This window comes from Microbacterium sp. NPDC077644 (assembly GCF_040702785.1).
In the GTDB taxonomy this organism is placed as follows: domain Bacteria; phylum Actinomycetota; class Actinomycetes; order Actinomycetales; family Microbacteriaceae; genus Microbacterium.
The window spans coordinates 1,393,810-1,407,608 of sequence record NZ_JBFBME010000001.1 but is presented as its reverse complement, the minus strand read 5'-3'; the positions used below and the strand labels follow the sequence as shown (position 1 = coordinate 1,407,608).

General features: G+C 70.2%; 15 protein-coding genes and 1 pseudogene. 4 read left to right on the top strand and 12 right to left on the bottom strand.

What is annotated here, in order from left to right:
• Positions 1-159: 159 nt before the first annotated feature.
• Positions 160-300 (bottom strand): annotated as a pseudogene (locus tag AB0269_RS06830) (IS3 family transposase); the annotation flags it as partial.
• 323 nt (positions 301-623) lie between these two features.
• On the opposite strand from AB0269_RS06830, the gene AB0269_RS06825 reads away from it, so the two are divergent.
• Both AB0269_RS06825 and AB0269_RS06820 read left to right on the top strand, forming a co-directional pair.
• A complete protein-coding gene (locus AB0269_RS06825; RefSeq protein WP_366210464.1) occupies positions 624-1,487 on the top strand; it encodes a Rieske 2Fe-2S domain-containing protein in 864 nt (287 codons plus the stop codon).
• A gap of 17 nt (positions 1,488-1,504) precedes the next feature.
• Positions 1,505-1,888 carry a hypothetical protein gene (locus AB0269_RS06820; RefSeq protein ID WP_366210463.1) on the top strand — a complete coding sequence of 128 codons (384 nt, stop codon included), beginning with the start codon at positions 1,505-1,507 and terminating at the stop codon, positions 1,886-1,888.
• 5 nt (positions 1,889-1,893) lie between these two features.
• On the opposite strand, the gene AB0269_RS06815 is transcribed toward AB0269_RS06820, so the two are convergent.
• From AB0269_RS06815 to AB0269_RS06800, 4 genes are read right to left on the bottom strand one after another with little or no spacing between them, the layout of a single operon-like run.
• On the bottom strand, positions 1,894-2,265 hold the full coding sequence (locus AB0269_RS06815) for a hypothetical protein (protein ID WP_366210462.1): 372 nt from the start codon (positions 2,263-2,265) through the stop codon (positions 1,894-1,896).
• Between the two features lie 31 nt (positions 2,266-2,296).
• Positions 2,297-2,992, bottom strand: coding sequence for an NAD(P)-binding domain-containing protein (locus tag AB0269_RS06810; RefSeq protein WP_366210461.1), 696 nt, complete (start codon positions 2,990-2,992; stop codon positions 2,297-2,299).
• Positions 2,993-3,016: 24 nt separating this feature from the next.
• Positions 3,017-3,421, bottom strand: a complete 405-nt coding sequence (locus AB0269_RS06805) for a VOC family protein (protein ID WP_366210460.1) — start codon at positions 3,419-3,421, stop codon at positions 3,017-3,019.
• Positions 3,422-3,431: 10 nt separating this feature from the next.
• A complete protein-coding gene (locus AB0269_RS06800; RefSeq protein ID WP_366210459.1) occupies positions 3,432-3,863 on the bottom strand; it encodes a helix-turn-helix transcriptional regulator in 432 nt (143 codons plus the stop codon).
• Positions 3,864-3,989: 126 nt separating this feature from the next.
• On the opposite strand from AB0269_RS06800, the gene AB0269_RS06795 reads away from it, so the two are divergent.
• Entirely contained in the window at positions 3,990-4,430 is a 441-nt protein-coding gene (locus tag AB0269_RS06795; RefSeq protein ID WP_366210458.1) for a DUF1801 domain-containing protein, read from the top strand.
• A gap of 12 nt (positions 4,431-4,442) precedes the next feature.
• Here AB0269_RS06795 and AB0269_RS06790 read toward each other — a convergent pair whose 3' ends face one another.
• Genes AB0269_RS06790 through AB0269_RS06780 form a run of 3 tightly spaced genes read right to left on the bottom strand, consistent with a single transcriptional unit; the run spans position 4,443 to position 6,805 of the window.
• Complete coding sequence (locus AB0269_RS06790) at positions 4,443-5,132, bottom strand: aspartate/glutamate racemase family protein (RefSeq protein ID WP_366210457.1); 690 nt, start codon at positions 5,130-5,132, stop codon at positions 4,443-4,445.
• A gap of 26 nt (positions 5,133-5,158) precedes the next feature.
• Positions 5,159-5,803, bottom strand: a complete 645-nt coding sequence (locus tag AB0269_RS06785) for a DedA family protein (protein ID WP_366210456.1) — start codon at positions 5,801-5,803, stop codon at positions 5,159-5,161.
• 42 nt (positions 5,804-5,845) lie between these two features.
• Complete coding sequence (locus AB0269_RS06780) at positions 5,846-6,805, bottom strand: isoprenylcysteine carboxylmethyltransferase family protein (RefSeq protein WP_366210455.1); 960 nt, start codon at positions 6,803-6,805, stop codon at positions 5,846-5,848.
• A 60-nt stretch (positions 6,806-6,865) separates the two neighbouring features.
• Here AB0269_RS06780 and AB0269_RS06775 point away from each other — a divergent pair, with 60 nt between their 5' ends.
• Positions 6,866-7,246, top strand: a complete 381-nt coding sequence (locus tag AB0269_RS06775) for a hypothetical protein (RefSeq protein ID WP_366210454.1) — start codon at positions 6,866-6,868, stop codon at positions 7,244-7,246.
• 32 nt (positions 7,247-7,278) lie between these two features.
• Here AB0269_RS06775 and AB0269_RS06770 read toward each other — a convergent pair whose 3' ends face one another.
• Genes AB0269_RS06770 through AB0269_RS06755 form a run of 4 tightly spaced genes read right to left on the bottom strand, consistent with a single transcriptional unit; the run spans position 7,279 to position 13,753 of the window.
• Positions 7,279-8,070, bottom strand: a complete 792-nt coding sequence (locus tag AB0269_RS06770) for an alpha/beta hydrolase (RefSeq protein ID WP_366210453.1) — start codon at positions 8,068-8,070, stop codon at positions 7,279-7,281.
• A gap of 18 nt (positions 8,071-8,088) precedes the next feature.
• Positions 8,089-11,493, bottom strand: coding sequence for an error-prone DNA polymerase (locus AB0269_RS06765; protein ID WP_366210452.1), 3,405 nt, complete (start codon positions 11,491-11,493; stop codon positions 8,089-8,091).
• A complete protein-coding gene (locus AB0269_RS06760) occupies positions 11,493-13,019 on the bottom strand; it encodes a DNA polymerase Y family protein (RefSeq protein WP_366210451.1) in 1,527 nt (508 codons plus the stop codon). Before AB0269_RS06760 ends, AB0269_RS06765 begins: the two co-directional genes overlap by 1 nt.
• Positions 13,016-13,753 (bottom strand): hypothetical protein, encoded by a 738-nt coding sequence (locus AB0269_RS06755; protein WP_366210450.1) that lies wholly within the window; start codon positions 13,751-13,753, stop codon positions 13,016-13,018. The genes AB0269_RS06760 and AB0269_RS06755 overlap by 4 nt, the downstream gene beginning before the upstream one ends.
• Positions 13,754-13,799 lie beyond the last annotated feature (46 nt).

The following is a 13,799-nucleotide window of genomic DNA, read 5'->3' as shown; positions in this document are numbered from 1 at the left end:
CGAGCACGGCCCACACCTCGTCGGAGATCTCCTGTCGCGTCACGGTTCAAGACTCGCCCACCGAACACCGAAACCTCTTGATCAACACGGCCTAGGGCGCGAACGAGAGCTTGCTGCGCCTGGGCGCGAGGAACGAACGGGTGACAGGTCAGGTTGGGTTTAGGCCGCGAGTGGGAGCGTCTCGGCTAGTTTGACTTCGAACTCGATGGGCGTCAAGCCGCCGAGGGTGTCCTGGTTGAGGACGTTCGTCTGCAGCAGCGACCAGAAGCTCTCCATTGCCGCGTTGTCCCCGGAGGCGCCGAAGCCGCGCTCAACGCCTTTGCGATCACCTTCGAAGGCTGAATCAACTGAAATGCGCCAGGCCAGATCCACCGCTAACCTGACACACCGGAACGCGGTCGCGCGCAGCGCACGTTCCGTGACGACATGCCCCTCGAGTGGCAGCTCAGCGTCATCCAGGCAATGCAGCAGGGGGCATCCGCTGCCGTGCACCGCGCGGAGATCACGCCTATGAGGCGCCGGCGCTCGTGCGCGACACCGTGCTCTCAGCACTCGGTCGATCTCGGTGAGCGTGCGACCACAACCCGGTTGACCCGCTGACTGCACGCGAGTAGACAGACGGCATGAGCGAAGCACCAGGCACGATGAGGACTCTGATCCAGAAGATCGGCCGTGCGAAGGCGCTGGATGTGCCGGCCGCGGCCGTGACCGGCTGGGTGAAGGCGGCGACCGGATCGAAGCGCGTGAAGAACGCTCTCTCCGGATCGTGGCTCGGGCATCAACTGCATCCGATGCTCACGGATCTCCCGATCGGCGCCTGGGGCGCTGCAGTGGCACTCGACCTCACCGGCGGTCAGGAGAACGCGGCGGCCGCGCGCCGGCTTGTCGGGCTCGGCATCCTGGCGTCCGCTCCGACCGCGCTCTCCGGCGCCGCGGACTGGTCCGACACGATCGGCGCGGACAAGCGCGTCGGCTTCATCCACGCGGCATCCAACGCCGCCGCGAGTGTGCTGCAGGCCAGCTCCTGGCTCGCACGGCGACGCGGCCAGCGTGGGGCCGGAATCGTCCTCAGCATCCTGGGCTTGTCGCTCACGCTCGGGTCCGCCTATCTCGGTGGCCACCTCTCATTCGTCCGAGGGATCGGCGTCAACCACACGGCGTTCCAGCGGCCGAGCCGGAAGTGGACGGACGTCGCCGCCGAGAGCGACATCGCCGACGGCTCGCAGACCCGGGTGACCGTCGGCGACGTTCCCGTGCTGCTCGCCCGGCAACACGGCGAACTGCATGCCATCTCGGCGGTGTGCACGCACGCCGGGGGACCGCTCGACGAGGGCACGCTCGACGCCGACGGCTGCGTCACGTGTCCCTGGCACGGCAGTCGATTCCGCCTGGACGACGGCGAGGTCGAACGCGGCCCCGCCAGCGTTGCGCAGCCCCTGTGGGAGGTCTCCGTGGACGACGGCCGGGTTCGAGTCCGATCCGCATGACGAGGTGACTCTCCGATATGCACATCACCCCGCACCTCATCGAAACCTTGCGACCGGACGAGGTCTTCGTGTTCGGGTCCAATGCGAGCGGCCACCACGGCGGCGGCGCCGCGCGCATCGCCCACGACAAGTTCGGGGCGGTCTGGGGTGAGGGGCACGGCCACCACGGCCAGACCTATGCGATCGACACGATGAGCGGACTCGACGTCATCGAGAGCGAGGCTCGCGACTTCGTCGCCTACGCGACGGCGCATCCTGAATACCGCTTCCTGCTCACGCCGGTCGGCTGCGGCATCGCCGGTTACACGCCCGAGCAGGTCGCCCCGCTGTTCACCGGGCTCCCGGAGAATGTCAGCATCCCCGCTTCCTTCGTGCCCCACCTCGGGGCGGCGTCGGTCTGACAGCGTCAGAACGGCGACACGAGGAACATCTCCGCGTCTTCGCATGCCTCCGGAACGTACCCGTCATCCGCGCCACCGTATCCGCCGCCGAGCGAAATGGTGTCTCCTTCCCTGTAGACGTCACCGCGCCACACCAGCGCCTCGTCCTTCCACTCGGCGTCACCAGCCGGGAACATGGGGATCGAGACGGCCCCATCCTCCGATTCGACAGCGACGCACCCGTCCGCGACATGTAGCGCGCCGGTCAGGAGCGCATCCATCCCCGCGTTCGGACGCGGATACACCGCGATCGGTCCGGACTGCGGCAGGGGAGCGCTGCACCCCGCCAGCAGCAGCGCGACCGTGGCGATGCCGACGAACCGACGTGACCTGCGCATGCCGCCATGGTAGACCTGGGAGGCCGCGCGATCACGCCCCCGCTGCCTCCCGCGCCCGCCGAACGACGATGCCGCGCTGCGACTCCCAGAATCCGTCGAGCATCGCACGCAGCTGGTCGGCGCCGACATCCGCGCCGAACAGCTCCGAACCGGGCTCGAGCATGATGCCCGCGGCGAGCTGGCCGGCGTGCACCGGATCGAATCCCAGCGCGTCGATGAGTGCGGACACCACGGCCACATCGGCCGCAGAGTCTCCGGCGACAGCGATCGCCTTCCGCCCTGCCGCTCCGGCCGGACGCGCCTCGTCCTCGAGGTCCTCGTAGCCCATGTGGCTGAGCGCCTTGACGACACGGGCGCCGGCCAGATGCTCCTGTACGAGCTCGCTCGTCGACGTGCGCGGATCGCTGAGATCGTCGCGGATGCCGTCGGACGCCCACCAGTAGTTCATGGCGTCGATCACGAGCCTGCCGCGCAGTGCCTCGGCGGGCAGCAGCCGGTACCTGCCGAGCGGGAGCGCGAGGACCACGGCATCCGCTTCGGCGATCACCGACTCGGCGTCCATGGCCGTCGCACCGATCGCACGCATCGAGGCTGCGATCGGGGCCGGGTCGCCCGAACGCGCCACGAGAACGCGCAACCCCGCGGATGCCGCGAACCGGGCGAGCACTCGTCCGAGCCGGCCGGCACCGAGAATGCCGAGCGTCTGGATCGTCTGCGGAGTGCCCACCCCGCCATCGTATGACCGCTCCGGTCAGAGCTGATTGACCCGGATGAGGTTGCCGGACGGGTCGCGGAATGCGCAGTCGCGCACTCCGTAGTCCTGATCGGTGGGCTCCTGCACGATGTCGGCGCCGCCGGCCTCCAGGCGCTCGAACAGGCCGTCGAGGTCGTCGGTCGCCAGCGTGACGGCCCCGTACACGCCCTTCGCGATGAGGGTCATGATCGTCTCGCGTTCCCCGTCGGTGATGCCGGGGTCGACGGCGGGCGGCGTGAGCACGATCGAGGTCGCATCCCCTTCCGGACCGACCGTGATCCAGCGCATGTTCTCGTACCCGACGTCGTTGCGCACCTCGAACCCGAGAAGGTCCCGGTAGAAGGCCAGCGACGCCTCGGCATCGGTGTGCGGAAGGAACGCGTAGTGGATGGTGATGTTCATACCGGCAACGCTAAGCGGATGCCGAAGCCTGCGCTTCTCGATTCCTGACCGGTCTCGTGACCTGACGGGCAAGGCACGGCGGGATGCCCTCCACGGACCTCGAAGGGTCGTCGCGGTAGGCGCTCGGCGACACCCCGACGAGCCCGGAGAACCGGCTGCTGAACGTCCCGAGCGACGAGAACCCGACAGCGAAGCAGATCTCGGTGACGCTCAGATCGCCCCGCCGCAGCAGCGTCATCGCCCGTTCGATGCGCCTCGTCATCAGATACGAGTACGGAGGCTCGCCGTAGATGCGGCGGAACTCGCGACTCAGGTGCCCCGCAGACATGTGCACGCCCCGCGCGAGATCCTCGACGTTCAGCGGCTGCGCGAACTCGCGGTCGATCCGATCGCGCACGCGACGCATGACCAGGACGTCCTGTCGGTCGGTCGCGCTCGCCATGCCTCCATCCTGTCAGGCTCGTCACCGGCGGGGGATGCCGAGCGCACAACCATCAGGAATCGAGAAGTACCCGGGCGACCGCGCCGATAGCGTGGACGCAACCCGCCCGACGCACAAGGAGCCAACATGACGAAGACCGACGCAGGAGGGTTCTCGGCCGAGGAGCGCGCAGCCATGAAGCAGCGCGCCGCCGAACTCAAGACCGACGCGAAGCGCGCCAAGGGAGCCGAGAAGGCCGCAGCCGAGAAGGCGGAGCTGCTCGCGAAGATCGCGCAGATGCCCGACGGCGACCGAGAGATGGCCGAGCGCCTGCATGAGATCGTCGCCGACGTCGCCCCCGATCTGTCGCCCAAGCTGTACTACGGGCAGCCCGGCTACGCCCGCGGCGGCAAGATCGTCGTCTTCTTCCGCAGCGGGCAGATGGACAAGGAGAGGTACTCGACGTTCGGCATCAGCGCCCAGGCCGAGCTCGACGACCCGAGCGGGTTGTGGCCGACCTCTTACGCGCTGATAGAACCCGACGAGAAGGCATGGGCCGAGCTCACCGAGATCATCCGGCGGGCGTGATACGGCGGGGAGTCATGACAGCGCGAAGCCCACGGCGGCCCGGACGTGGAGGCGGGTCGTCGGGAACAGCGGGACCGGGCTGTCCTCGTCGCCGACGAGAAGCTCGATCTCGGTGCATCCGAGGATGATCCCCTCGGCGCCACGATCGACGAGCCGGGTGATGACCTCGCGGTAGGCCGCGCGGGAGTGGTTCCGGATGATGCCGCGCACCAGCTCGTCGTAGATGACCCGGTGCACCGTCGCGCGGTCGGCGTCGTCGGGGGTCATGACCTCGATGCCGTGCGCGGCCACGCGGTCGCGGTAGAACTCCTGCTCCATGGTGAACGCGGTCCCCAGGAGCCCCACTCGGGTCGTCCCGGCCGCCCGGATCGCGCCCGCCGTCGTGTCGGCGATGTGCAGCAGCGGGATCGACACCCCATCCTCGATGCGATGCGCGACCTTGTGCATCGTGTTGGTGCACAGCACGATCAGATCGGCGCCGCCGGCCTCCAGCGCGCGGGCGCGCTCCGCGAGCACGAGGCCTGCGCGTTCCCAGTCCCCGGAGGACTGGAGCGCCTCGATGTCGGCGAAATCGACCGAGTCGAGCAAGATGCTGGCCGAATGCATGCCACCGAGCGCATCGCGCACGTTCTCGTTCGCGAGCCGGTAGTACTCGGCGGTCGATTCCCAGCTCATGCCGCCCAGCATCCCGATCCGGCGCATCCGCTGTTCTCCTGCCCGTTCGTCGGTCAGTCGACGGTGATCCTGTTGCGCCGCAGCTGCCGGACCCGGATGACGAGCCAGACGACGAATGCCACGACGACCGCGGCGATCACGACCTTCTGGAAGATCCCGGCGTAGTCCTCGACGATGTGCCAGTTGGCGCCGAGATAGTAGCCGGCGAGCACGAAGATCGTGTTCCAGATCGCGCTGCCGGCGGCGGTGAGCAGCGTGAAGCGGATGAGCGGCATTCTCTCGATTCCGGCGGGAATCGAGATCAGGCTGCGGAAGATCGGGATCATCCGCCCGAAGAACACCGCCTTGGATCCGTGGCGCTCGAACCAGGCCTCGGTGCGCTCGACATCCTCGATCTTGATGAGCGGCATCCGCTGGGCGATCGCGTACATGCGACGCCTGCCCAGCCAGGCTCCGATGCCGTAGAGCGCCAGCGCTCCGACGATGGAGCCGACGGTGGTCCAGATGAGCACCTCGACGAGGCCGAGCGTGCCCTTCGCCGCGGTGAATCCGGCCAGCGGCAGGATGATCTCACTCGGCAGCGGAGGGAACAGGTTCTCCAGCGCGATGGCGATGCCGGCGCCGACACCGCCGAGGGTCTCCATGAGTGAGACGGCCCAGGCCGCGATCGCGTTGAGGTTCTCGGCTCCGGCATCCATGCCTTCCAGGGTAGGAGACCGGCCCTGAGGATCTGCGCAGAGTCACCGGATGTTCACATCGGCGCGGAACGGCCGCAGCTGCGGGATCCAGCACCGCACAGCGCGCGCGTAGGCGGTGTGCTCGGCCCCGAATCGCGCCTCGAGATCCTCCTCCTCGAGCGGACGAACGATCCAGTTCCAGATCAGAGACCCGGTGAGGGCGTACACGACGACCAGCCAGGACCCCGTGAGCAGACCCACGGACACGCCCTGTGCGATGCCGGCGACCGCCATCGGATTGCGCACGAATCGGTAGGGTCCGCCGACCACCAGTCGCCGCGCCATCGCCGACGGCAGCGGGGTGCCCTCACCGCGCGTGGACATCGTGTAGGCCGACCGGAGCCCGAGTGCCCCGGCGGCCACGAACAGGATGCCGCCGCCCCAGCGCACCCCAGCGGGGACATCGAGGTGCAGGTGCCAGCGCTGCTCGAAGAAGACGATGATCGCCGGGATGATCCCGAGGAACAGCCCCCAGAACACGACGATCTGCAGGGCGGAGCGCGTGATGTGCGCCCGGTTCGTCGTCGCCGTCGCGAGCCGGAACGAGAACGGCCCGAACAGGATCCACTCCGTGGGCAGGCGTCCGAGCAGCACCAGCATCCCGGCGCCGACGCTGCCCGCGGTGGCGGCGATCATGCACAGCACGCCCCACCCGGCGAGCCCGGTGACCGTCGCGTACACGCCCAGGGCGGCGGTGACCAGCGCGGTCCACGGCACGACGACCCAGACGGCGCTGCGCTCCCCGAGTGCGACGATGCCGGAGGCGAGCACGAACAGTGGAACGTCCAACGCCGCGACCCAGACGGGGTCGAGGTGCCCGAGCGTGAGCTCGCGGACCGTCCCCGACCGCTCGGGATCGGACAGCGCGACGGCGATCCACCATGCGGCTCCGAGCAGAGCCTGCGCGGCGAAGTAGAGCCGGCCCGTCCGCGCTCCCAGACGCGAGAGCAGCGTGGACGGCATGCAGCGAGTCTAGAGCGAACCGGGGGTTGCCATGGCGACGGCGCTTCGTAGGCTGTAGCCATGGACAGGACGATCATCATCGCCGTGCCGGCTGCGATTCCGCACGGGCATCGCGTCGAGGTGGTCGAACGCGTGGACCAGAACGGCGAGCGCGCGGTCGTCGCCCTGACGGACCTCGACACCCGGATCCGCTACGAGCATGCGCGCCCGCAGTCCGCGGGGGCGGCGAGCTGGGTCGGGCGGGTGCTGGAGTGCACGCTCCACACCAGCAGGTCGGGCGTCAGCACCACGCTGCTGGTGGATCCGACCGGCCCCGGCGCCGCCGAGGCGGACGTCGCGCTGCGCGGGGCGGATGCCGCGGCATCCGCCGTCACCGATGAAGCACTGCGCTGGGGTGGGGCCGATCGCAAGCCCGAGCCGGAGGCGCCGCGCTTCTGGTGAGCAGGTTCCGGTGAGCGGGTGGTGCCGCGGCATCAGCGCAGCGCGGTGAGGAGCATCTCTGTGACGGCGTCCGGCGCATCCATCGGTGCGATGTGGCCGGCATGGGGCACCACCCGTTCCGATATGCCCTCGACCGCCGCCCATCGGGGCATGGCCGTCGCGATGTTTCCCATGCGATCCGCCGCCCCGCGGACGAGCGTGAGCGGGACGGGTGACCGGTAGCCCGGATCAGGATCCACCAGTTCGACGGTCGCGCGCCACACATCGAGGAACACCGGCTTCGGCATCTGCGTGAAGCATCGGCGAGCGTACTCGATGCCTTCCGGCGTCGTGGCGGATGCCGTCGCCATCAGGCTGGGCAGTCGGGAGGCGGGGATCATCGACAGAGACGGGGCGGCGAGACGGAGCCAGAATCTCTCCACAGCGGTCAGGGGGCCGGCGTTCCAGGTGGAGCCGATCACGATCAGGTGATCGGCCCGCGCATCGTCGCGGCGGATGAGCTCTTGCACGAGGTTGCCGCCGAGGGAATGGCCGATGAGTGCGGGGCGGCGCAACCCGAGGTGATCGATCAGCGCAGCGAGATCCTCGAGGGCGTCCTCGGCGCGGAAGCGGGCTCCGTCGTTCAGAACCGATGAGCCGTGCCCCCGCAGATCCCAGCTGACTGCGCGGAAGCCGCTGTCTCGGATGGCAGCGAACTGGGCATCGAACATCTGGTGGTCCACGCCGGCGCCGTGCGTGAAGACGACGGCTTCTCCTGCGCCTCCGGTGTCCTGAAAGCGCAGCGTGGCGCCGGGACGGTCGAGAGTGTCCGGCAGATCTGCCATGCCATCGAACCTATCGCGTCAGCGGAAGTCGCGAGAGCGATGCTCGATGCCGGTGCGCAGATCCTCGAACGCATCCGCGAGCACGTTGATCACACCCTCGGGCGAGCGCTCCAGGATGCCGCGGATGATGAGCGCAGGGGAGTCCCTGGCGACGCGGCTGTAGCGCGCCCAGACCCCGGCCGAGCAGACCACGTTGACCAGGCCCTTCTCGTCTTCGAGGTTGAGGAACGTGATGCCGGATGCCGTCGCCGGCCGCTGCCGGTGGGTGACGAGCCCCGCCACCTCGATGCGCCGGCCGACTTCGTGCGTGCGCAGCTGCTCGGCCGTGAGCACGCCGCGCTCGTCCAGCGCCCCGCGGAAATGCAGCATCGGGTGATCGTCGATGGACACCCCTGTGGTCTGCAGATCGGCGGCGAGCCGCTCGTAGCTGGTCTGGTCGGCGAACAGCGGCGGCTGCACCGAGACGGTCGTGCCGGGCAGGTAGCGGGCACGATCCTCTGCGGCGGCCCCCGCCAGCCAGACCCCTTCCCGGCGGCTCAGGCCCAGGCACTCGAAAGCGCCGGCGGTCGCCAGGGCCTCGAGCTGGGTTGCCGTCGCATCCGTCCGCCGCACGAGATCGGGCAGATCCCGGTACGGGCCGTTCGCATCGCGCTCGGCGGCGATGCGCTCCGCCATCGGCTTGCCGATGCCGCGCACGCTCAGGAGCCCGAGCCTGACGGCGAACGCTCCGTCTCGGCGATGCGCCGCGGATTCATCCGGCGCCGTGCGGTCGAACTCCCCGGTCGCGGGCTGGTCGTACACTGTGCACGCGTCGAGGCCGGTGGGGCCGGCGGCATCCGACAGCGGTTCGAGGGTCGCTCCGGCCGCTGACAGATGCAGGTCGGGACGGCGCACCTGCACCCCGTGCCGCCGCGCGTCGGCGGTGAGCGTGGCGGCGGAGTAGAAGCCCATCGGCTGCGCGTCCAGGAGCCCTGCGAGGAACGCGGCCGGATAGTGCAGCTTCAGCCACGAGCTGGCGTAGACGAGCAGCGCGAACGACAGCGAATGCGACTCGGCGAACCCGAAGTTCGAGAACGCCTGGATCTGCTCGTAGATGCGGTCGGACTGCTCCGCCGACAGGCCGTGCCGTGCCATGCCGGCGTACAGCTTGCCGCGGATGCTGTCGATCCGCTCCAGGCCCCGCTTGGACCCCATCGCACGGCGGAGGGTGTCCGCCTCATCGGCCGTGCAGTCGCCGATCGTCGTCGCCATCTGGATGAGCTGCTCCTGGAACACCGGGATGCCCTTGGTGCGCTCGAGCACGGGCCTCAGCGCCGGGTGCGGGTAGGTGATCTCATCGACGCCCATCTTGCGGCGGACGAACGGATGCACGGCTCCGCCCTGGATGGGGCCGGGACGGATGAGCGCGATCTGGATCGCGAGATCGTAGAACGCTCGCGGCTGCAGCCGCGGGAGCAGGCCGATCTGCGCGCGCGACTCGACCTGGAACACCCCGATCGAGTCGGCGCGGCACAGCATGTCGTAGACGGCCGGCTCCTCTTTGGGGATGGTCTCCAGCTTCCAGGTCTCACCGGTCGCCCCCGCGACGAGGTCGAAGCAGTTCTGGAGAGCGGCGAGCATGCCGAGCCCCAGCAGGTCGAACTTCACCAGCCCCATCCAGGCCGCGTCGTCCTTGTCCCACTGGATGACGGTGCGGTCCTGCATCCGGGCATGCTCGACGGGGACGACTTCGCCCACCGGACGCGCGGTGAGCACCATGCCGCCGGAGTGGATGCCGAGATGCCGGGGCGCCTTGAGCACCTCGCCGGCGTACTCCAGCACCGTCTCGGGGATATCGTGGCCGTCTGCGGGCTCCAGGCCCGCACCCCAGCCGTCGACCTGCCGCGACCAGGCGTCCTGCTGACCGGGGGAGTAGCCGAGCGCCCGCGCCATGTCGCGCACGGCGTTCTTCGGCCGGTACTGGATGACATTCGCCACCTGCGCCGCGCGCTCGCGCCCGTACTGCTCGTACACCCACTGGATGATCTCCTCACGACGGCCGGAGTCGAAGTCGACGTCGATGTCGGGCTCTTCGGTGCGGGTGCTGGCGAGGAACCGCTCGAACGGCAGCCCGTAGAGGATCGGATCGACGGCGGTGATGCCCAGCAGGTAGCAGACCGCGCTCGCCGCCGCCGAGCCGCGCCCCTGGCAGAGGATGCCGCGGCGCTTCGCCTCGGCGACGATGCCGTGCACGATGAGGAAGTACCCGGGGAAGTCCTTCTCCTCGATCACGTTCAGCTCGCGCTCGATCCGTGCGCGCCCCGCGTCGTCGAGCCGGGGGTAGCGATCGGGCACGGCCTGCCAGACCAGATGTCGCAGCCAGCTCATCGGGGTGTGTCCGTCCGGCACGTCCTGCCGCGGGAGGGCGGGCCGTGCCCTGCGCAGCTCGAACGCCGACTCGGCGGCGATGCGCAGCCCGTGCGAGATCGCGCCGGGGTAGCGGGCGAAGCGCTCGGTCATCTCGGCACCGCTGCGCAGATGCGCCGACCCGTGCGATGGCATCCACCCGTCGAGGTCGTCCATGCTGCGCACGGCACGGACGGCGGCGACCGCCTCGGCGAGCCCCGCACGGTGCGGTGCCGAGTAGTGCACGTTGTTCGTCGCGACGACCGGGAGTCGGAGGGAGGCCGCGAGATCGGCGAGCGCGTCGTTGCGGCGGGTGTCCTGCGGATCGCCGTGGTCGAACAGCTCGACGACCACGGCGTCGTGCTCGAACAAGTCGACCAGACGCCGTAGGGGGGTCTCGGCATCTCCGCGGGCGAGACCCTGGCGCACGCCGCCTTTGCGGCAGCCGGTCAGGATCGTCCACTGCCCGCCTGCGCTCGCCGCGAGGTCGTCGAGGTCGTAGACGGGGCGTCCCTTCTCACCGCCGCGCAGCTGTGCCCGGGTGATGGCGCCTGCGAGCCGGTGGTACCCCTCCATCCCGCGGGCGAGCACGAGCAGATGCTCGCCGACCGGGTCGGGAACGCCGCCCTGGGGGCGGGGGAGGTCCAGCGACAGCTCGGCGCCGAAGACGGTCTGCAGCCGGACGTCCGGATTCGCGGTGATCATGAGGTCGGCGGCCTCGGCGAACCGCGCCGCGCCGTAGAACCCGTCGTGATCGGTGATCGCCAGCCCGGTGAGGCCGAGCCGGGCGGCCTCGGCGAGCAGGTCCTCCGGCGGGGATACGCCGTCGAGGAAGGAGTACGAGGTGTGCGCGTGCAGTTCGGCGTACGGCACGGCGTCCGCCGGCGGCGTGATCGGGGGCGGAGGCTCGGATCTGCGTTTGCGGCTGATCGGGCCGGGGTCCGTCCTGGTCGCACGGGTGTCTCCGGGGCGGCCTGGCTCGCCGCTGAGGGTCTTCTCGAGGTCTTTCCACGACATCGCGGGGTTGTGGAAGCCCATCAGCGGTACCGCCCCTCGATCCACCAGGCGCCGTCCTCCCAGAGGGCGAGCCAGGCGCGCTGCGATTCGTCGACGATCTGGAACCGCTGCGCCGTCCGGGCGCGTTCGGCATCCCATGCCCGCTCGCGAAGCGGCCACGGACCCGCCCAGCCGAGCACCGCAACGTCTTCGATGCGTGCCGGTGGCGCAGACAGCACGCCGCGTTCGTCGACGGTGGGAGACGTGCCGTCGGCCGCCGTCACCCGGGCGGGGACGGGAGGTGCGAACACCTCGGAGGGGTGCGGCGGCGGCAGGCTCCCCGGCCACGGCAGGCCGGCATCCCGTTCATGCGGGGCCTTGTCGCCCCACGGCTGGAAGAGCTGCCGCTCGGCGAGCCGGCGCCCGCCGGTGATCTGCGGGGTCACGACGCCGCGATGCCCGAGCAGAGCCTGCACGCGCGAGACGGCGTGGTGCAGGCGCTGTTCGGGCCCCTGCCCGAACAGGCCGGGCTGATGATGGGCGCTGTCATCGACGCGCGTCGGGGTGATCCGCACCTCGAGGATGCCGGCGCCCGCTCTCTCGGTATCGGCGAAGGCCCCCGCCATCGATTCGAGCTGCCATCGGACCCGGTCGACGAGGTCGCTCGCCTCGAACGATGTCGGATGCATCCACACCCGCGACGACACGCCCCCGTCGTCGTCGGTCAGATCGATGCGCACCTCGGTGCACACCTGCGAGAGCTCGGCGAGCCCTGCGGTCACGGCGTCCGCCGTCTGACGCACCGCGAAGGCGACCTGCTCGGCCTGGGCCAGCGGCGCATCGAACACGATCTCGCGGGCGAGCTGCGGCTCGGGGGCCTGCGGGGTCAGCGGTCGCGAATCGGCTCCGGCGGCCAGATCGTGCAGCCGCACGCCCCGCTCGCCGAGGCGGTCGCGCACGTGGTCGACCTCGAGGGCGGCGAGCTCGGCCAGCGTCCGCACACCGAGCTTGATCAGCAGTGCGGTGATCTGCTCGTCGGCCAGAGCCTGCACGGGAAGAGGGGCGAGGAACGCGCGCGAACCGCCGGGTTCGACCACGCGCACCGGGTCTGCGAGCCTGGCGGCCTGCTCGGCGGTGAACAGCCCGTCGGCCACCCCGGCGCGGGAGCCGGGGTGGGTGTGCTCGGCGAGGGCGTCGACGAGGTGGAGTGCGGCCTGCTCCTCGCCGCCGTAGTAGCGGGCGGCTCCGCGGGCGCGCAGGGCGACCAGGCCGGGGCGCAGCGGCTGGATGCCGGGCACGAGATCTTCGAGCAGACGCAGCACCGGTACGAACATGCGCTGCTCCTGCAGCGGATCGGCGGGCAGGATCCGGAGCCTGGGCGAGCGGGTCTGCGCGAGCCGGCGGCGCTGCCCGCGGCGCACGCCCTGCGCCCGGGCGGAGGCCGAGCACGCGATCACGGTGTTCGCCTGCACGACCGCGACGGGTTCATCGTCCGGCGGGGCGCCGAGCGCCGCGCGCACCGGCCAATCCGGCAGCCACAGCACGAGATGGCGGGGAGGGGCGGTCATCCGGCCACCGCCAGGTGGTCGGGAAGCGGCAGCGCGGCGACGGGACGGACGGCAGCCGGTGCGGCATCCACCCGACCGAGCGAGGTCGGCATCTGCACCCGCACGCGCCTGCCGTTCTCGAACCGGCGCCCCGATGCCCGCAGCGTCACGGTGCGATCGGACAGCAGGCCCCACCCGGAGCCCAGACCGTGCCACTCGGTCTCCTCCACCCGGATCGTCGCCTCGGCCTGCGGCCACGACGCGGTCACCAGCAGCGTGCAGCCGCGATCGCGCAGCCGTGCGTTCAGCCGGGCGATGTCGGCGTCCGGGACGCGGCTGCGTGGGTGTACGGCGATGATCGGGATCACCTCGGACAGCGCCGTGGCCACGGTCAGCCAGCGCGGACCGGGGTCGGGCACGAGGATGAGCCGCTCGAGTTCGACGCCGAGATCGCTCATCGCCTCGACGCCGATCGTGGGCATGCCGATCACCGCGCACCACGATCCCTTCTGCGACGGGGCGGCCAGCAGGGCCCCGAGCAAGCTCGGAGAGGGGGAGATCGAGTACGAGGAGCCCACGCGCAGGCCGGGGTCGGGCAGCAGCCCCTCCAGCGCCGGATCGAGAGGGAGGAAGGGCACGTCGCTGCGCCGCCGCTGCATGCGGGAGATCTCGCTGCGCAGACGATGGACCTCCTGCGCGCGGGAGGCGATGCTCTCTGGTGCCAGAGCGGTGGGGGCGGGAAGTGCAGTGCCCATGCCAACCATCCTCGAAGATAAATACGAATAAATCAAGCGATGCTCC